A 19,613-nucleotide genomic window follows, 5' to 3' on the forward strand; every position below is an offset into this window, starting at 1 on the left:
CCGTGGGCGCCCAGGCCGGCATCGCCGGCGTGACCGTCAACGGCAGCGATATCACCGGTGCCAGCAACAGCCCGGTGACCATCGTCGGCAATGAAGGCACGCTGGTGATCACCGGCTACGACGCCGCCAGCGGCGAGATCGCCTACGAATACACCGAAGACGGCGACGCCGAGGACCACCGCGGCGGCGAGATCCTCGACCGCTTCGATATCCAGGTGACCGACGTGGCCGGCGAGACCGCCCAGGACAGCCTGGACATCCGCATCGAGGACACCACGCCCGAGGCCGAAGACGATGCGGCCACGACCGAGGAGGACACCTCGGTGACCTACAACGTCTTGGCCAACGATGACCAGGGCGCTGACGGCTCCACCTTGACGTCGGCCAGCCTGGCGTCTGGGTATGCCGGTGCTGGAACGGTGAGCATCGATCCGAATAGCGGTGAAGTCACCTTTACCCCGGTCGCCGGCTTCGAAGGCGATGTCATCATCGATTACACGATCACCGACGCTGACGGTGACACCAGTGACGCGCGTCTGCATGTGACGGTCAACGAGGACTCCAAGCCAGTGCTGTCGTCGCTCGAGGGCAGCGATGGTGTCGTCGATGAAGCCGGCCTGCTGAGTGGTAGCCGCGCCGGTGATGGGTCGAATGTCACGAGCGGCACTTTCGGTGCCACGGTGGGTGGCGATGCCCCGGCGAGCCTGACGATCAATGGCGTCAATGCCAACGATGGCGGCGTCTTCGAAGGTGAGTACGGCACGCTCGAAGTGACCGATAACGGCAATGGCGAATATGGCTGGGTCTATACTCTGGCCGAGAACTCCACCGAGCATACCAGCCAAGGAACCGGCATCGACGGTGTTCAGGATGTCTTCGATATCGAGCTCGCCGATAGTGAGGGGGATACAACCAGTGGCGCGCTGAATATCGATATCATCGACGATGTGCCGAGGGTGGGATCACCCACAGGGCAGGTTACGGTCGCCGTCAGCGAACAGAGCATCAGTGCCCTGGAAGCCCGCTGGGAGAACATGACGACCACGGGATGGTCAGGTCGCGTGGTCCAGTCCTCGAATGAAGACGGCATTTATCTGCAGTGGGGCGGGCGTAGTGGCTCGGGCTACGAATTCGAGTATTCCGATGGTGTTACCGACTCCACGGGCGTGCCTACCGATGCATTGTTCTCGCTAGGGACGCTGACTCACCATAACTTCCCGATCAGCAGCAACGCCGAGGTGCTCGATACCATCGACATGGTGGTGGAGTTCACCGTGGAGATCGACGGCACGCCGACGACCGTTGAGACGATCATCTCCCTGGAGCATACGGAGACCCCGAACACGGGCTGGGATCATCGCGACATCATGCGCATCACCAATCCCAACCAGGAGCAGGTCATCACCGTGGGCGACCGCGAGTTCGTCCTCAGCATCGAGGGGTTCCGCGACAATGACGGTAACCTCGTGGATACCGTCAGGACCTATGAGAATGGTTCGACGTCCTTCGATCTCTACGCCAAGGTCTCGTCGACCGATGACTTGCCGACCACGTCCGGCACGATCGCCGACGATATCCATGGCTGGGGAGCGGATGACCAGGAGCCGGGTGAAAGCCTCGTCTGGCAGGGTGGCGTTGAGAATGGCGTCATCCAGGGAGAGTATGGCCGGATAACGGTGTCGGATGACGGCAGCTACACCTATGAGATCAGCCGTGACGTGCGCGATGGCATGCACGAGGGAGACATCCTGACGGAGAGCTTCAGCTACACCCTGACGGATGACGACGGAGACAGGGTTCAGGGTACCCTGGAACTGACGCTCAACGGCGAGTCCAACGGCGCCCTGGTGAGTGCCCAGAGCGCTTCCGCTCAAGGCCTGAGTCTTCTGAATTTCGACGATTTCAGTCTGGCACCCGACGACGAAGGGTCCAGCATTGTCAGGACAACCTCTCAGGCTGACGGCGACTCGGCCGTCGAGGATACCGAGAGCCTCGTGACGCCTCAGAATGATAACGCGGGTGGAACTCTAGCGGCCGAGGACCTGTTGTATGATGGCAAAGAGGATCTGTTCACGGATCAGGGGGCTTCGCATGGATCTGGGCCGGCCGACGTCAAGCGCGAGGGCCCTCAGGGAGAGCCTGCAGGACCTGGCCATGAAGAGAAGGTGATCGACATCCCGCATAACCCGATTGATTGAGGTCACTTGTCGGTATCGCGGAGGACTGCAAAGATGCAACCGTTCGTCGAAGACTTATTGGGGCAGTGCCATGTATGTCAAGCGCGATGCGCAAGGTGAAATTCAACAGGTGCGTCGGGAGCCGGACGCGCAGTGTAGTGAATACCTGGCGGCCGACTCCCTGGAGCTACAGGCTTTCATGATCGAGGGAGATCCGGCTGATGACGTGGTCCATTTTCAGGCATCCGATCTCGCCTTCGTCAGGGTGCTTGAAGATGTGATCGAGCTGCTGATGGACAAGGGATTGATCCGTTTCACCGAGCTGCCTGAAGCGGCCCAGCGCAAGGTGATGGAGCGCCAGTCGCTGCGTCATCAGCTCAACGGGCTCAATCTCGTATCGGATCAAGAGGGAGACGATGACGTGATATGACAGGCGTCATCGGCACATGAACGCCACTCACCAGCCCTCGGGTTGGTGAGTGGCGTCGTTCGTTAGTCGTCTGTCTGCAAGTCAAAACTCACGCCGGGGCCGGTAATGCCGTCCAGACCCAGTTCGAAAAGGGTTCGGGCCTCAGCTGGTGATTGAACCCCCTCGGCGATGGCGAGAATCCCCAGCGAGTGGCACAGGGTCGCCATGCCGCGCAAGATGCTCTGCTGGTGGTGTGCGTCGGTAATGCCAGCGACCAGGCTCCCGTCGATCTTCAAGTATGCCAGGCCAAGGTCATGCAGGTCGGCGATGTGGCTGAACTCCGCGCCGACATGCTCCAGCCCCAACTTGCAGCCGAATGGACGCAGCTCGCGGCACAGGCTGCGGAAGCTGTCGATTTCCCGAATCGCCAGATTTCCTGGCAGTTCTAGCCATAACTGCTCGGCCAGGTGTGGGTTAGCGCTGAGACGGGCTCTCAGCTCGAGCACGAAGCGGACGTCGCGAATCGAAGCGACAGAGAGATTGATGCCTATCGCCTGCTTGCGTTCGGCAATATCCCGCAGGGCGGCATCTACCACTGCCAGGTCGAGCCGTGTCTCCAGTCCGAGTCGGGACACCCAAGGAATGAAGACGCCGGCTGGCTGCCAGTGTCGTTGCAGGCGCAGACGCGATGGGCATTCGACGTGCATGAGCTTGCCCTGCTGATCCAATACCGGATAGTGGGCCAGTTGAACGCCTTCCCGAATGGCATTCTGCAGTGCTTCGCGCCACTCCGCATGGCTGGTGAAAAGGCTCTTGGGCCGATGGCCATCGACGACTGCCAGCTCATGGTAGCCGTGGGTTTCCGCCATCGAGAGGGCGCCATCGAGATCCGCCAGCAGCCTGCTGCGCTGGTCGTCCGGCATGTAGTGGCAGATGGCGCCAGGCAGTGTGATCAATGTCTCGTGCATCTCGGTCAGTGCCTTGAGGCGGTGGAGTATCTCGCGGTGGCTGGATTCCAGCTCCTGCTGGCCGGGAAGCAGCAGTGCGAAATCGCGGCCGTTGAGACGACCCACCAGGCCACTGCCATGTTCCTGGACCAGCCGTTCCAGTGCATCGACGAGTTCACGTAACAGCGCATTGGCACCGTCATGACCGAGCGCTTCATTGATCTGGCTCAACCGCCCCACGCGTACCAGGGCCAGGCAGCCGTTCGCCCGGAAATCCTGGCTTTCGAGATGGCTTTGTAGCTGACCCAGGAACGCCTCACGGTTCAGCGCGCCGGTGACGTCATCGTGCTGAAGCCGACGACGCAGTCCGTCGAGCTGCTGGCTTTCGCGATTGAGCATGTCGCCCACTCGGACGCCTAGCTGATTCATGGCCTCGACCACTTCGCCCAGTTCCTTGGTGCGAGGCACCTTGGTCGTGGTGAATCGCCGCATGCCGATATCCTTGGCCTGTTCCACGACGCTGAGCAGAGGGCGCCGGATGCTGCGCACCAGCAGTCCCCCCAGCAGCAGGCTGACGAGGCCGACGAGGGCAAACCAGCTCGCCAGCTTCCAGGTGCTTCGCCACAGCGATCGATAGGCATAACTGTGCTGGCTTTCCACGCTCAGGGTGCCGAACTGCTGCCAGCCATCCTGCACCACGGCTTGCCCAGGCGGGACCTCGAAGTCGATCAGCTTGACGAACCAACCCGGTACGTCGCCCACGGTCGCATCGGCGTGGCGTGACTCGATGACCTCGCCGTCGGGAGCGCGCAGCTCGATGTGACGGTAGTAGCCGGTATCGAACTGGGCGGCAATCAGCAGCTCGATGGTCACGGCATCCTTGGGCATCTGTGTCATGGTCAACGCCAGTGCGTTAGCGTTGTCGGCGTTCTTGATGCGAACTTCCTGTTCAATATAGGCGCGGCTCGTCGTGACCCCGATGAACAGACTGGCCCCGAAGGACAGCAGCACGAGGCCCACGATGATCAGCCAAAGCTGCTTGATGAGTGACATTCATTATCCTCCTTGGATGAAACCCTGTCGTCGCATGCGGTCGATGACGCTTCGCCAGCGTGAGAGCCGTGCCACGGGGTCCGCACGCGATTGGCTGGAGCCACCGGCCCACAGGCCGCTGCCATTGAAACTGAACAGGGGGGCCAGGTCGGTACGTTGACCGGCGGGCTCGATCGTCGTCACGAGGTTATCCAGTACCAGCGGCTCGTCGCTGGGCGCCGTGTAGTAGCCGAGCACCATGTGCGCCTGGGTAATGCGACTGCTGCCGATCCTGGCCTTGACGTAGATCAGGCGCAGCATGCTTTCGGGGACCTCGAGCTCGCGTAGGGAAACGTACTTGGCGATGGTGAAGTCTTCGCAGTCGCCCGCTCCGCGTCCCAGTGTTTCCAACGGGGTGGCCCAGTAGTCTTCCTGCTGCCAGATCCGAGAGTCGTCGAGCCAGCGCACGCGACGATTGAAGAAATCGTTGATCTCACGCAACTGGGCATCACGCGGCGCCGCCTGGAGTCGGTCCAGCAGCGCCAACCAGTCCTCGAGCTCGCGCAGACCATCGGAGCCGAACTCCTGGCGCATGCTATCGCGCAGGCGAGACCTGTCGAGGTTAGCCCGCAATGCTTGCGATGGCAGACCTAGGGCGGCGACGGCGAGCAGGCCCCCAATCGCGGCAAGACAGCGTCGCCGATCGGGCGCGGCCAGGCGAGGGCGTGAGGCGTCGTCCATGCCGTCTTGGTGATGGATGAGCATTGGCTAAAGTTTAGTGGTCAAGGATGTTGAATGCGAGGCCGCTCAGCCGCGCCCGGGGCCCTGCCATAGCCGCAGTCGGCCCATCCACGCGAGGTCCCCGGCTGCACGGCGCAGATCGGCCGCGGCGGTGTCCGGGTCGAGGTCGTCGGATAGGGGGGCGTGATAGAGAGCCACGTCGATGCGGTCGTCCAGGTAGTGGAGGTCGAGGTCGACGCGGGCGCGCCAGGCCGGCAACGCGTGCCAGGCGGCATCGAGCAGCGCCTCGACATCATCGCGCAGCGGCAGGCCGGGGCGTCGGCTATGCGCGGTCTGGCCCTCGTCGTCCTCGGGATCGATATGGAAGGTGACATCGGCCAGGCTGGGCATGGCCTCGCGCAGCCGGCGGCTGACCGCATTGCCAATCTCGTGCGCCTCCGAGACGGTGACCCGGGGCGGCACCACGATGTGCAGGTCGAGGAGCGCATCGCCGGCGACCCGGCGGGTGCGAAGCTCGTGCACGCCGCGCACCCCCGGGACGGTCTCGGCGGTGTCTTTCAGCAGCGCCTGATCCGCCGCCGGCAAGGCGGTGTCGATCAGCTCCTGGCTGGATTCCCAGAGCAGCCGCCCGCCGACCTGGCCGACCATGATCCCCACCACGACGGCGGCCACGGCATCCATCCAGCCAAAGCCGAACTGGGCCGCCAGCAGGCCGATCAATACCACCAGGGTGGAGAGGGCATCCGAGCGGGAATGCCAGGCGTTTGCCTCCAGCAGGCGAGATTCGATGCGCCGGGCGACACGCATCGTGTAGTGATAGATGCCCTCCTTGGCCAGCAGGGCAATCGCGGCGATGGCAATTGCCCAGCCGCCGGGGGCGGGAACGGATTCGCCGGCGTACAGGCGGCCGAGGCTCGCCCAGGCGATGGCGCCGGCGACGAAGATCAGCACGCCGCCGAGCCAGAGCGTTGCGAGGGTCTCGATGCGGCCATGGCCGTAAGGGTGGTCGCGGTCGGGGGCCTGGCGGCCGAAGTGAGTGGCCGCCACCACGAAGACGTCGGTCACGATGTCCGAAAAGGAGTGGATGCCGTCGGCGATCAGGGCCGCGGAGCCGACCAGGCTGCCGGCGACGAGCTTGGCCATGCCGACCAGGAAATCCACCCCGGCGCCGATCAGCGTAGCCTTGTGCGCCTCGCGCGTCTGAGCGGCTCGCTCGGTCATCCTCGTTCCTCCCGGCCTCTCTATCGGATCAAGCTGACTCGATGGGCCGCAACGTCACATTGGCGACAGTCTGAGACTGCGGTGTTTAGCGTCTGGCGTTTCACACCTCACACCTTCCCCCGCACGTTACGCACCGGATTGGCGTACTGGGCCAGCCACCAGTCACGCAATTCCGTCGGTACCTCGGCGAGTCGTGCCTGGAAACGGGCGCGATCGGCATCGGTGACCTCGCTCAGGTCGAGCAGCTCCGGTGCATCACCCAGGGCCTCGAGCGCCAGGTAGTGGCTGGGGAAGAGGTGGTAGCCGCCGAGTACCTGGCGGTCGATCTCCGCCGCCACCGCGTCGGGGGTGTCGAAGTCAGACGTGAGCGGCGTGCCGAAGCGCAGATGCACGCGGCCCTTCTGGCCGGTAATGCCGGAAACGATCGAGCGGATGTCTTCGAACTCGCTCTTGTCGTAGACGCCGCTGGTGTGTACCGCGCGCAGCTCCCGAGCCTTCTGGATGTCGCAGGGATCGTACTCGTAGCTGATCGATACCGGTACAACGCGCAGCTCGGCGATTGCCTCGCCGATGCCGGCGCTGCGGTCCTCGGCGCGGCGCGACATGGTCAGCATCTTGAGAATCGCCGGGTCGGTGCGATCGATGCCGTCCTTGGCCCGCCCCTCGCGCTGAGCCATCCAGATCGAGTGATTGTCGACGGTGATCGAATGGCGAATATAGGCGGAGAGCTTCTGATAGGCGGCCAGCATGGCCCGCTTGCCGCGGGCACTACGTGGCACGATAAAGCTCTTGTTGAGCCTCATCAGATCCGTGACATAGGGCTTCTGCAGCAGGTTGTCACCGATGGCGATACGCACGGTGTCGCGCTTGGCCAGGTAGAGCGCATAGTTGACAAAAGCCGGATCCAGCGAGATGTCGCGATGGTTGCCGATGAACAGGTAGGCGGTATCGGGGGCGAGCCGTTCGAGGCCATCGACACGAAAATCGCTGGTCGAGCTGCGCAGCATCCGCTGCATGTAACCGGCGATGCGAGCCTGAAAGTCGCGGATGGTGGTGACATCGCGCACTTCGCGGCGGACCGCGGTGCTGGCAATGGCCCGCGACAGGCGGGGCATCCATTTGGCCAGGCGGGGCAGACGAAAGCGGGTCAGGGCATCCAGCAGTTCCGGATCCTTGGCCAGTCGGGTCAGCACCTCGGCCACTTCGTGGTCGTGATAGGGGCGAATCTCGGCCCACGGATCTGAGGAGTCTTCAGTATGCATGGTTGTCATGAGCGCGGCCGTATTGGTCAAGCGGTGGGGGTGGCCTGGCCGGCCTGGGCTTCGCCGCCCAGCCAGGCCAGCAGGCGCTCGATGCCGTCGGCCAGCGCCTGGGTCATCAGCAGGAAATCGGTCTCCAGGCGCACCAGGGCATCATCGCCGTCGTCGGCCTGGGAAGCTTCGTCGACCAGGGCGTCGTCGAACCGGATCGACTTCACCGCCAGGTCGTCGTGGAGCACGAACGACAGCCTCCCCTCCAGGCCCAACGCCAACTTGCTGGCCTGCCGGTCGCCTTCGAGCAGCTGTTGAATTTCGTCGCTGTCGAGATCGACCTGGCGAGCGCGCAGCACGCCGTCATCGCCTTTGGCCTTGAGTTCGACCTGGTCGCCCAGTACCAGGTCCGCTGGCCGGGTGCCGGGGTCGCCGAGCCAGGTGGTCATGGCGCGCATGGGCAGGGTCTGGCTGGCCAGCGGCGTGACCTTTAGGCTGCCCAGCGTCTCGCGAAGCAGGTCGAGGATCTCTTCGGCGCGCTTGCGACTGCTGGCGTTGACGGCGATCAGCGAGCGACGGCTGTCCCACCACAGATCCACTTTCTGGCTGCGCACGAAGGCTCGGGGCAGCAGCTCTTCGTAGACCTGCTCCTTGATCGTGAGCTTCTCCTGGCGGCGCAGCTTGCGGCCTTCCTGGGTCTCGATGGCGTCGACGCGCTCCTCCAGTTCCTCCTTGACCACGGCGGCCGGCAGCAGGCGCTCCTGGCGCAGGGCGGTGATCAGGCGTTGTCCTTGCAGTTCGTGCAGCAGCTGGGTGCCGGCCCGGCCGGCGGGCGGGCACCAGCCCAGTCGGCGCGCTTCACTGCCGCCCAGTGGACGAAACGCCTGTTGGCCCAGTGCCTCCTCGAGGTGGGTGGTGTCCAGCGTGGGGGCGTCGTGCAGGCGATAGAGGTGCAAGTGCTTGAACCACATGTATGAAGCGTTCCGTGGGCGAAAAGGACGCACATTATGGCGAATGGGGCACGGGGGTGCCAGCATCCCGGGAACGCCCAAATTCAAACTGTTGTTTGAATTTGGGCGGCGCGTCTGACTAGAATCGAGGGTTCGTTCCACTCTCGATCAGGAGTTCCGTCATGGATGCCCGGCTTTCTAGCGTCTTCCTGCGCGTGCGCGGCTACCACCTCGATGGCTACGGCCACGTCAACAATGCCCGCTATCTGGAGTTCCTCGAGGAGGGGCGCTGGGCGTATTTCGATGAGCGCCCTGCGCTGGCCGAGATCATCCAGGGCGGCGAGGTGGCCTTCGTCGCCGTCAACCTGAACATCGACTATCGGCGAGCGGCGGTGGCCGGCGAGGACCTGGAGGTGGTCACCGGGCTGGCCGAGCTCGGCAGCCGCAGCGCGCGCATGCATCAGAACATCCGCCGGACTCGCGATGGCAAGACGGTCGCTAGTGCCGATCTTACCTTCGTGCTGCTGGACGTTGCCGCCAACAAGGCTGTCACCATCGATGGGGTGCTGCGCGAGGCCATGGCGCCGCTGGTCGTGCAGGAGGCGTTAGACACCTAGCCCGAATCGCGCGGGTGCTTGGCGCGGGGAAGTGGTGGCCTGCCTTGCGCCGCGCTGGCGGTGCCATCGGTGGTTCCTTATCGCTGCTTTGCGGCGCCCACAGTGGTATGATGCTGGGCTGATATGGCGCGTCCCCTCACGGCCAGGCGGCGCGCCAACCTCTTGCAGTGCAAAGGATTCGACGACCCATGGGTGACATCGCCAGAGAGATTCTGCCAGTCAACATCGAGGACGAGCTCAAGCAGTCGTACCTCGATTACGCGATGAGCGTGATCATCGGCCGTGCGCTGCCCGACGTGCGCGATGGCTTGAAGCCGGTCCACCGGCGCGTGCTCTATGCCATGCACGAGCTGAACAACGACTGGAACAAGCCATACAAGAAGTCGGCACGTGTCGTCGGCGATGTCATCGGTAAGTACCATCCTCACGGCGACAGCGCCGTCTACGACACCATCGTGCGCATGGCCCAGGACTTCTCCATGCGCCACGTGCTGGTCGATGGCCAGGGCAACTTCGGCTCCATTGATGGCGACAACGCCGCCGCCATGCGTTATACCGAGGTGCGCATGGCCCGGCTCGCCCACGAGCTGATGGCCGACCTGGAGAAGGATACCGTCGACTGGGTCGACAACTACGATGGCACCGAGCGCATTCCTGACGTGCTTCCCACCAAGGTGCCCAATCTGTTGGTCAACGGCTCCTCGGGCATCGCGGTGGGTATGGCCACCAACATCCCGCCGCACAACATGGTGGAGGTGATCGACGGCTGCCTGGCGCTGATCGACGACTACACCCTGTCGGTCGACGATCTGATGGAGTACATCCCCGGTCCGGATTTCCCCACCGGCGGCATCATCAACGGTCGCGCCGGTATTCTCGAGGCGTATCGCACCGGTCGCGGGCGCATCTACGTGCGTGCCAAGCACACCATCGAGCACGACGAAAAGACCGGTCGTGACCACATCATCGTCACCGAACTGCCGTACCAGGTGAACAAGGCGCGGCTGATCGAGAAGATTGCCGAGCTGGTCAAGGACAAGCGCATCGACGGCATCGCCGAGCTGCGTGACGAGTCCGACAAGGACGGCCTGCGCGTCGTCATCGAGGTCAAGCGTGGCGAGTCCGGCGAAGTGGTGGTCAACAACCTGTTCGCCCAGACCCAGCTGCAGAACGTCTTCGGCATCAACATGGTGGCCCTGGAAGGCGGAGAGCCACGAACGCTGAACCTCAAGGAGGTGCTCGAGGCGTTCATCCGCCACCGTCGCGAGGTGGTGACCCGGCGTACCCTCTACGAGCTGAGGAAGGCGCGCGAACGTGGCCACATCCTCGAAGGCCTGACCGTGGCCATATCCAACATCGACGAGGTGATCGAGCTGATCAAGGCCTCGCCGAACGCGTCCGAGGCCAAGGAGAAGCTGCTCGACCGCAACTGGTCCCCGGGCCAGGTCACCGGCATGCTCGAGCGGGCGGGTGCCCACTCCTGCAAGCCCGAGGACCTGGAAGAGGGTTTTGGTCTCAGCCAGGACGCTTCTCAGTATCGCCTTTCGCCGGCCCAGGCTCAGGCCATTCTCGAGCTGCGCCTGCATCGCCTCACCGGGCTGGAAACCGAGAAGCTGCTCGACGAGTACCTGAGCATTCTCGAGAAGATCGCCGAGCTCACCGAGATCCTGGCCAGCGCCGATCGCCTGCTGGAGGTGATTCGCGAGGAGCTGACCGCGGTGCGCGACCAGTTCGGCGATGTGCGCCGTACCGAAATCCAGGCCAGCCATCTCGATTTGTCCATCGAAGATCTGATCGCCGAGGAAGACATGGTGGTCACGGTGTCCCGCTCCGGCTATGCCAAGACCCAGCCGCTTTCCGACTACCAAGCCCAGCGCCGCGGCGGGCGCGGCAAGTCGGCCACGGCGATGAAGGACGAGGATGTCATCGAGCACCTGCTGGTGGCCTCGACTCACGATACCGTGCTGCTGTTCTCCAACCGCGGCAAGGTGTACTGGCTCAAGGTCTATGAAATGCCATCGGCCAGTCGTGGCTCGCGGGGCAAGCCGCTGGTCAATCTGCTGCCGCTGGACGAGGGCGAGTCGATCAACGCCATCCTGCCGGTTCGCGATTATGATCCGGACAGCTATATCTTTTTTGCGACCGCCAAGGGCACGGTCAAGCGCACCAGCCTGGAGCAATTCTCCCGGCCTCGCAGCGTGGGGCTGATCGCCATCGAGCTCGAGGAGGGCGATCGCCTGGTCGGTGCGGCCATCACCAGCGGCTCGGATCATGCCATGCTGCTGTCCTCCAATGGCAAGGCCATCCGCTTCGAGGAAGGCAATGTGCGTGCCATGGGGCGGACTGCCCGCGGCGTACGCGGCATGAAGCTGATGGACGATGCCGAGGTGATCAGCCTGATCATTCCCCAGAGCCAGCTGATCGACGCCGAAAGCGAAGGGGATGATGCCGACAGCGCCGAAGAGCATCAGGGCAACGGTGGCCAGATCTACATCCTTACCGCCAGCGAGAACGGCTACGGCAAGCGGACTCGACTCGAGGAGTTCCCGCTGCGCGGGCGCGGCGGCCAGGGGGTGATCGCCATGCAGACCAGCGAGCGCAACGGTGCCCTGGTGGCCGCGATGCAGGTCTACGGCGCCGACGAGATGATGCTGATCACCGATCGAGGCACCCTGGTGCGAACCCGCGTCGACGAGGTGTCGATCAGTTCTCGCAACACCCAGGGCGTGATGTTGATTCGCCTGGGCGAGGGAGAAGCGCTGGTCAAGACGGTGCGCATCGACGAGCCCGAGGATGAAGCGACGCCTGCCGATGGCGAAGAGGGCGAGTCCCTTGAGGCCCCCGATGCCGAGGCCGGCGGCGAGCCGCCGACTTCGGAAGACGATCAGTAATACATAACGGAACGACGACGCTGATGACACGCCATTTCAACTTCTGCGCCGGTCCGGCCGCCTTGCCGCAGCCGGTCCTCGAGCGCGCCCGCGACGAGCTGCTGGATTACCAGGGGCGCGGCCTCTCGGTGATGGAGATGAGCCATCGTTCCCCCGAGTTCGTGACTATTGCCGAGCAGGCCGAGCGCGACCTGCGTGATTTGCTGGCCATTCCCGACAACTATCGAGTGCTGTTCACCCAGGGTGGGGCGACGATGCAGTTTGCGGCGGTGCCCTATAACCTTCTGGGGCGGGGGGGTAGCGCCAACTTCCTGCATACCGGCATCTGGGGCAAGAAGGCCGTCGCCGAGGCGCGCCATCTGTTCGGCGCCGCCCCGGTGGTGGCGTCCAGCGAGGCAAGCGGCCATAGCGCTGTGCCGCGTCAGGCCGATATCGCCCTGGCCGATGACGCGGCCTACCTGCACTACACCGCCAACGAGACCATCGGCGGGCTCGAGTTCGACTACATTCCCGAGGCCGTGCGTGCGGATGGCACCGAGGTGCCATTGGTGTGTGACATGTCGTCGAGCATTCTGTCCGGCCCGATCGATGTCTCACGGTTTGGCGTCATCTATGCCGGTGCCCAGAAGAACATCGGTCCGGCCGGTCTGACGCTGGTGATCGTGCGCGACGACCTGCTCGACCGCGCCTGTGCCGAGATGCCGAGCCTGATGGGCTACAAGGCCCTGGCCGAGGCTGGCTCGATGATCAACACGCCGGCCACCTACGGCTGGTACCTGGCCGGACTGGTGTTCCAGTGGCTCAAGGACGACATCGGTGGCCTGGCGGCCATGGATGCTCTCAACGCGCGCAAGTCCGAGAAGCTCTACGCTGCCATCGACGGCAGCAGCCTATATTCGAACCCGATCACGCCGCGCAACCGCTCGCGGATGAACGTGCCCTTCGTGCTGGCCGACGATCGCCTCGACAAGCCGTTCCTGGCGGAGGCCGAGCAGGCCGGCCTGCTCAACCTCAAGGGCCATCGCAGCGTCGGCGGCATGCGTGCGAGCCTCTACAATGCGGTGCCCGAGGCAGGCGTGGATGCGCTGGTCGACTTCATGGCCGATTTCGAGCGGCGACGGGGTTAACTCCCTCGGGGGCTGTAAGTTTTAAGCTGCAAGAAGAACCATTGCCCCAGCCAGGCTGGGCAACAGCAGCACGGCTTACGGCTTACGGCCTACGGCTTTTAACAATTCAGGGAACCACCAATGAGTGATGCCCCCATCAATCTCGAGACGCTGCGACAGCGTATCGACGAGCTGGACAGCGACATCCTGCGGTTGATCAGCGAGCGCGCAGAATGCGCCCGTCGCGTGGCAGAGATCAAGACCCAGCAAGACCCTCAGGCCGTGTTCTACCGGCCCGAGCGCGAGGCTCAGGTCCTGCGACGGATCATGGAGCTCAACCCGGGCCCCCTCGACGGCGAGGAAATGGCTCGACTGTTCCGTGAGATCATGTCTGCCTGCCTGGCCCTGGAGCAGCCGGTCAAGGTCGCCTATCTGGGCCCTGAGGGCACCTTCACCCAGCAGGCGGCGCTCAAGCACTTTGGCGAGAGTGCGGTCAGCCTGCCCATGGCCGCCATCGATGAGGTGTTCCGCGAAGTGGAGGCGGGCGCCGTCAACTATGGCGTGGTGCCGGTGGAGAATTCCACCGAGGGTGTGATCAACCATACCCTGGACTCCTTCATGGATTCCGGGCTGAGCATCTGCGGAGAGGTGGTGCTGCGGATCCATCATCATCTGCTGGTTGCCGACACCACCCGGCGCGACAAGGTCTCGCGGATCTACTCGCATCCGCAGTCGTTCGCTCAGTGTCGCAAATGGCTGGATGCGCACTATCCCCATGCCGAGCGGGTGCCTGTCTCGTCCAACGCCGAAGCCGCGCGCCTGGTCAAGACCGAATGGCATAGCGCCGCCATCGCCGGCGACATGGCCGCCAAGCTCTACGATCTGACGCGCATCGCCGAAAAGATCGAGGATCGTCCGGACAACTCCACCCGCTTCCTGATCATCGGCAACCAGGACGTGCCGATGTCCGGCGAGGACAAGACCTCCATCGTGGTCGCCATGCGCAACCAGCCGGGGGCCCTGCACGACCTGCTGGAGCCCTTCCACCGCCACCAGATCGATCTGACCCGCCTGGAGACCCGTCCCTCGCGCAGCGGCGTGTGGAACTATGTGTTCTTCATTGACTTCAAGGGGCATCACGACGAGCCGCGTGTGTCGGCGGTGCTCGAGGAAGTGCGGCTGCGTGCCGCCGAGGTCAAGGTCCTGGGCTCCTTCCCCCAGGGCGTGCTCTAGATGGCTCGGCAGAATCTGCCGTCCCGGGTGCTGATCGTCGGACTCGGTTTGATCGGCGGCTCGCTGGCCGCGGCCCTGCGAGCGGCCGGCTTCGGGGCCGCTGAAGGGTGCGCGGCCGGCTTCGGGGCCGCTGAAAAGCACGGCGAAATCCTGGCCTGCGATCCCGACGCCGAGGAGATCGCTCGCGGCGTTGAGATGGGGCTGATCGACCGGGGCGATACGCAACTAGCGTCGCTGCTCGATGGCGTCGACCTGGTGGTGCTGGCGGTGCCGGTGCTGGCCATGCGCGAGGTGATGGCCGAACTCGATGCGGGGCTGGGGCGAGCCGCTGCGAACCTGGTGATCACCGACGTCGGCAGCACCAAGGGCGCCATTCGTGAGGCCGCCGTGGCGGCCTTTGGCGAGCTGCCGGCAAACCTGGTGCTCGGCCATCCCATCGCCGGATCCGAGAAGAGCGGCGTGGCGGCGGCCAACCCCGAGTTGTATGTCGGTCACAAGGTGATCCTGACGCCCGAGCCCGGCACCGACCCTGATGCCGTGGCTCGGGTGCGGGCGCTATGGGAAGCCGCCGGTGCCGAGGTGCTGGAGATGGGCGTGGAGCGCCACGACGAGGTGCTGGCCCGCACCAGTCATCTGCCGCACCTGCTGGCCTTCTCCCTGGTGGATACCTTGGCCCGCCAGGACGAGCGTCTCGAGATCTTTCGCTACGCCGCTGGCGGTTTTCGCGACTTCACGCGCATCGCCGGCAGCGATCCGGTGATGTGGCGCGATATCTTCGTGGCCAACCGTGACGCCGTGCTTCACGCCCTCGACGACTTCGAGGACGGTGTGGCCCGGCTGCGTCAGGCGGTCGAGCGCGGCGATACCGATGCCATGCTGGCCACTTTCGATCGCGCCAGCCATGCTCGTCACTACTTCGACTCCCTGCTTAACCAGACCAGTTACCAGGCGGAATACCAGATGCAAGTACAAGACCAGCTGCGCTACCGGGTCAGCCCCGGCGGCGGCGTGACCGGGCGAATCCGCGTGCCCGGCGACAAGTCGATCTCTCACCGCTCGATCATGCTCGGCGCCCTGGCCGAGGGCGTGACCGAGGTCTCCGGCTTCCTGGAGGGTGAGGACAGCCTGGCCACCCTGCAGGCGTTCCGCGAGATGGGTGTGGCCATCGAAGGCCCGCATCAGGGTCGCGTCACCGTGCACGGCGTCGGCCTGCGCGGCCTCAAGGCGCCGGCCGGGCCGCTCTACGTGGGGAACGCCGGCACCGCCATGCGCCTGTTCGCCGGCCTGCTGGCCGGACAGGCCTTCGATACCGAGCTGACCGGCGACGTCTCGCTGACCAAGCGCCCCATGGGGCGGGTTGCCGATCCGCTGCGTGAGATGGGGGCGGTGATCGAGACCGCTGAAGGCGGGCGCCCGCCGCTCAGGATCAAGGGTGGTCAGCCGCTCAAAGGCATCGACTATGACATGCCGATGGCCAGCGCCCAGGTGAAATCCTGCCTGCTGCTGGCGGGGCTCTATGCGGAGGGCGAGACCCGGGTGCGCGAGCCGGCGCCGACCCGCGACCACACTGAGCGCATGCTCAACGGCTTCGGTTACAAGGTCGAGCGCCAGGGCGATACCTGCTGGCTGCAGGGCGGCGGCAAGCTGGCCGCCGCGCCGATCGACGTGCCTTCGGATATCTCCTCGGCGACCTTCTTCCTGGTGGCGGCGGCCATCACGCCGGGCGCCGACCTGGTGCTCGAGCACGTCGGCATCAACCCTACGCGCATCGGGGTGATCAACATCCTCCAGCAGATGGGCGCCGACCTGCGGCTGGAGAACGAGCACGAGGTGGGCGGTGAGCCAGTAGCCGATCTGCACATCCGCTACGCGCCGCTTCACGGTATCGACATTCCCATCGACCAGGTGCCGTTGGCCATCGACGAGTTCCCGGCGCTGTTCGTTGCCGCCGCCAATGCCGAGGGCACCACCCGGCTGCGCGAGGCCGCGGAGCTGCGAGTCAAGGAGTCCGACCGTCTCAAGGCGATGGCCGACGGCCTCACCGTACTGGGCGTAGAGAATCACCTGTACGAAGACGGCATCGATATCGTCGGTCGTGCCGAAGGGCAAGGCGGCGAGGGTCCGAGTTACGGCGGCGGTCGGATCGACAGCCTGGGGGACCACCGCATCGCCATGGCCTTCAGCGTCGCGGCGCTTCGCGCCTCCGATGAGATCGTCATCGATGACTGTGCCAACGTGGCAACGTCGTTCCCCGGCTTCGTGACCCTGGCGCGCCGCGTCGGGCTGTCCCTCGAGGAAGAGCGGGAGGCTTCATGAGCGATCAGGCTCCGGTCTTGACCATCGACGGTCCCGGTGGGGCCGGTAAGGGCACCATCAGCCGGCTGGTCGCCGAGCGGCTGGGTTGGCACCTGCTCGATAGCGGTGCGCTGTATCGGCTGACCGCGCTGGCTGCCAGCAAGCACGATGTTGCGCTGGACGACGCGTCGGCCGTGGCGGCAATCGCCGAGACGCTGGACGTGGTGTTCCTGGCAGAGGATGGCGAGCCGCGCGTCCTGCTCGAAGGCGAAGAGGCCACCCGTACGATCCGCACCGAGCAGGTCGGCGACGCCGCCTCGCGGGTCGCCGCCTTGCCGGCGGTGCGGGAGGCGCTGCTCAAGCGTCAGCGTGACTTCCGAAAGCCGCCTGGGCTGGTGGCCGATGGCCGTGACATGGGTACCGTGGTGTTCGTGGACGCCCCGCTGAAGATCTTCCTCACCGCCAGCGCGGAGGAGCGCGCCAGACGACGCCAGCTCCAGTTGCGAGAGGCGGGGGTGGATGCTAGTCTATCGAGTCTTCTAAAGGAGATTCAGGCACGCGATGCACGCGATATGCAACGCAGCGTGGCACCGCTCGTACCGGCCGAAGATGCCGTCGAGCTGGACACCACGAGCCTGACGATACCGGAAGTGGTGGATCGGCTGACGGAACTGCTGGCCCTGCGTGGCCTCGCCTCCGACACCTGAACTCCCTTGCGGCGTCTTCGGCAAGATGTGATGACGTGGTCGGGCACCCCGTTTCCCGTGAGCTCGGCCAGGTCGAACCAGCGCCAACATCCCCGAAGACAGTCTGGAATGGCCCGCACTCGCTGGTGGTGCGGAGGAGCGGCCCTGCCGCACAACGTTGATCACGTAGGAACATCATGAGCGAAAGCTTTGCTGAACTGTTTGAACAGTCTCTCCAGGACATCAACATGGAGCCGGGCGCCATCGTCGCGGCTGCCGTCGTCGACATCGAGGGTGACTGGGTCACCGTCAATGCCGGCCTGAAGTCTGAAGGTCAGATCCCCGCGGCGCAGTTCCGCGACGAGAACGGCGAGCTGACCATCGCCGTTGGCGACGAAGTCCACGTCGCTCTGGAAGCCGTGGAAGACGGCTTCGGCGAGACCCGTCTGTCTCGCGAGAAGGCCAAGCGCGCCGAGGCCTGGAAGGTCCTGGAAGCCGCCTTCGAGAAGGAAGAGATCGTCAAGGGCGTGATCAACGGCAAGGTCAAGGGTGGCTTCACCGTCGACGTGGATTCCATCCGCGCCTTCCTGCCGGGTTCTCTGGTCGACGTGCGTCCGGTGCGCGACACCACGCACCTCGAGAACAAGGAACTGGACTTCAAGGTCATCAAGCTCGACCCGAAACGCAACAACGTGGTCGTCTCTCGTCGTGCCGTTCTCGAAGCCGAGAACAGCGCCGAGCGTGAAGCCCTGCTTGCTACCCTGCAGGAAGGCCAGCAGATCATCGGTATCGTCAAGAACCTCACCGACTACGGCGCCTTCGTCGACCTGGGTGGCGTAGACGGCCTGCTGCATATCACCGACATGGCCTGGAAGCGCATCAAGCATCCGAGCGAGATCGTGTCCGTGGGCGACGAGATCACCGTCAAGGTGCTCAAGTTCGACCGCGAGCGCAACCGTGTCTCCCTGGGCCTGAAGCAGCTGGGCGAAGATCCCTGGGTCAACATCAAGGATCGTTACCCGGAAGGTACCAAGGTGCATGCCCGCGTCACCAACCTCACCGACTACGGCTGCTTCGCCGAGCTGGAAGAGGGTGTCGAGGGTCTGGTCCACGTGTCCGAGATGGACTGGACCAACAAGAACATCCACCCGTCCAAGGTCGTTCAGGTCGGCGACGAAGTGGACGTCATGGTGCTGGACATCGACGAGGAACGTCGTCGTATCTCTCTGGGTATCAAGCAGTGCACTGCCAACCCGTGGGAAACCTTCAACGCCCAGTACAACAAGGGCGACCGCGTGGCCGGTACCATCAAGTCGATCACTGACTTCGGTATCTTCATCGGTCTGGAAGGTGGTATCGACGGCCTGGTGCATCTGTCCGACATCTCCTGGACCGAGACCGGCGAAGAGGCTGTGCGCTCCTTCAAGAAGGGCGACGAAGCTGAAGCCGTCATCCTGTCCATCGATCCGGAGCGTGAGCGTATCTCGCTGGGCATCAAGCAGCTCGACACCGACCCGGTTGCCGAGTTCCTGGCCGTCAATGACAAGGGCACCATCGTCACCGGCCGCGTTGTCGAGGTCGATGCCAAAGAGGCTCACGTCGAACTGGCGACCGATGTCGTGGCCGTGCTCAAGGCCTCCGAGATCAGCGCCGATCGCGTCGAAGACGCTCGCAACGCGCTGAACGAGGGCGACAGCGTCGAGGCCCGTATCATCGGCGTCGATCGCAAAAACCGTCAGATCAACCTGTCCGTCAAGGCCAAGGATCAGGATGATACTCGCCGCAACATGAGCAAGCTGCGCGAGCAGGACGTCGACACCGGTGGCGGTCCGACCACTATCGGCGATCTGATCAAGCAGCAAATGGGTCAGGACTGAGTTCTCGGGCTTTCGGCCCGACTCTCAAGCAAGACCGGAGGCGCCGCCCACAAGGGCGGCGCCTTTTGTTTTGTGTTTGTTCACAAGTATGCGGCGAATTAATTGCTCGAGCTGATGTCGCACCATAGTTAGGGCGTGGCGATAAGTTATATTTCGCCATGTCTCGAAAAGGCTGGCTTGT

At 64.2% G+C, this 19,613-nt stretch carries 14 protein-coding genes; 9 read left to right on the forward strand and 5 right to left on the reverse strand.

Annotated elements, in window-relative coordinates:
• Window positions 1-2,198, forward strand: a 2,198-nt coding sequence (locus ACGTN6_RS18235) for an Ig-like domain-containing protein (RefSeq protein WP_394594386.1), incomplete at its 5' end; no start/stop codon positions are given.
• Window positions 2,199-2,268: 70 nt separating this feature from the next.
• Window positions 2,269-2,607 carry a tryptophan synthase subunit beta like protein gene (locus ACGTN6_RS18240; protein ID WP_394594387.1) on the forward strand — a complete coding sequence of 113 codons (339 nt, stop codon included), beginning with the start codon at window positions 2,269-2,271 and terminating at the stop codon, window positions 2,605-2,607.
• Window positions 2,608-2,669: 62 nt separating this feature from the next.
• Here ACGTN6_RS18240 and ACGTN6_RS18245 read toward each other — a convergent pair whose 3' ends face one another.
• The 5 genes from ACGTN6_RS18245 to ACGTN6_RS18265 form a co-directional block, all read right to left on the reverse strand.
• Window positions 2,670-4,586, reverse strand: a complete 1,917-nt coding sequence (locus tag ACGTN6_RS18245; protein WP_394594388.1) for a bifunctional diguanylate cyclase/phosphodiesterase — start codon at window positions 4,584-4,586, stop codon at window positions 2,670-2,672.
• Between the two features lie 3 nt (window positions 4,587-4,589).
• On the reverse strand, window positions 4,590-5,159 hold the full coding sequence (locus ACGTN6_RS18250; RefSeq protein ID WP_394594389.1) for a transglutaminase-like cysteine peptidase: 570 nt from the start codon (window positions 5,157-5,159) through the stop codon (window positions 4,590-4,592).
• Between the two features lie 213 nt (window positions 5,160-5,372).
• Window positions 5,373-6,527, reverse strand: coding sequence for a cation diffusion facilitator family transporter (locus ACGTN6_RS18255; RefSeq protein WP_394594390.1), 1,155 nt, complete (start codon window positions 6,525-6,527; stop codon window positions 5,373-5,375).
• A gap of 107 nt (window positions 6,528-6,634) precedes the next feature.
• Window positions 6,635-7,789: a 1-acyl-sn-glycerol-3-phosphate acyltransferase gene (locus ACGTN6_RS18260; protein ID WP_394594391.1), complete on the reverse strand. Its 1,155-nt coding sequence runs from the start codon at window positions 7,787-7,789 to the stop codon at window positions 6,635-6,637.
• A 26-nt stretch (window positions 7,790-7,815) separates the two neighbouring features.
• Window positions 7,816-8,748: a recombination-associated protein RdgC gene (locus ACGTN6_RS18265; RefSeq protein WP_394594392.1), complete on the reverse strand. Its 933-nt coding sequence runs from the start codon at window positions 8,746-8,748 to the stop codon at window positions 7,816-7,818.
• A 161-nt stretch (window positions 8,749-8,909) separates the two neighbouring features.
• Here ACGTN6_RS18265 and ACGTN6_RS18270 point away from each other — a divergent pair, with 161 nt between their 5' ends.
• The 7 genes from ACGTN6_RS18270 to rpsA all read left to right on the forward strand — a co-directional run bounded on the left by ACGTN6_RS18270 (window position 8,910) and on the right by rpsA (window position 19,432).
• The gene (locus ACGTN6_RS18270) at window positions 8,910-9,344 is read left to right on the forward strand and encodes an acyl-CoA thioesterase (RefSeq protein ID WP_394594393.1); all 435 of its coding nucleotides are present in this window, start codon (window positions 8,910-8,912) and stop codon (window positions 9,342-9,344) included.
• 188 nt (window positions 9,345-9,532) lie between these two features.
• On the forward strand, window positions 9,533-12,235 hold the full coding sequence (gene gyrA / locus ACGTN6_RS18275) for a DNA gyrase subunit A (RefSeq protein WP_394594394.1): 2,703 nt from the start codon (window positions 9,533-9,535) through the stop codon (window positions 12,233-12,235).
• 23 nt (window positions 12,236-12,258) lie between these two features.
• Window positions 12,259-13,362 carry a 3-phosphoserine/phosphohydroxythreonine transaminase gene (serC, locus tag ACGTN6_RS18280; protein WP_394594395.1) on the forward strand — a complete coding sequence of 368 codons (1,104 nt, stop codon included), beginning with the start codon at window positions 12,259-12,261 and terminating at the stop codon, window positions 13,360-13,362.
• Window positions 13,363-13,482: 120 nt separating this feature from the next.
• Window positions 13,483-14,574, forward strand: coding sequence for a prephenate dehydratase (pheA, locus tag ACGTN6_RS18285; RefSeq protein WP_394594396.1), 1,092 nt, complete (start codon window positions 13,483-13,485; stop codon window positions 14,572-14,574).
• Window positions 14,575-16,890: a bifunctional prephenate dehydrogenase/3-phosphoshikimate 1-carboxyvinyltransferase gene (locus ACGTN6_RS18290; protein WP_394594397.1), complete on the forward strand. Its 2,316-nt coding sequence runs from the start codon at window positions 14,575-14,577 to the stop codon at window positions 16,888-16,890.
• Window positions 16,887-17,576 carry a (d)CMP kinase gene (gene cmk, locus ACGTN6_RS18295; RefSeq protein ID WP_394594398.1) on the forward strand — a complete coding sequence of 230 codons (690 nt, stop codon included), beginning with the start codon at window positions 16,887-16,889 and terminating at the stop codon, window positions 17,574-17,576. Before ACGTN6_RS18290 ends, cmk begins: the two co-directional genes overlap by 4 nt.
• Before the next feature lie 176 nt (window positions 17,577-17,752).
• Window positions 17,753-19,432, forward strand: coding sequence for a 30S ribosomal protein S1 (rpsA, locus tag ACGTN6_RS18300; protein WP_394594399.1), 1,680 nt, complete (start codon window positions 17,753-17,755; stop codon window positions 19,430-19,432).
• Window positions 19,433-19,613: the final 181 nt, after the last annotated feature.

This window comes from Halomonas sp. B23F22_20, assembly GCF_043496985.1.
Lineage (GTDB): Bacteria > Pseudomonadota > Gammaproteobacteria > Pseudomonadales > Halomonadaceae > Halomonas.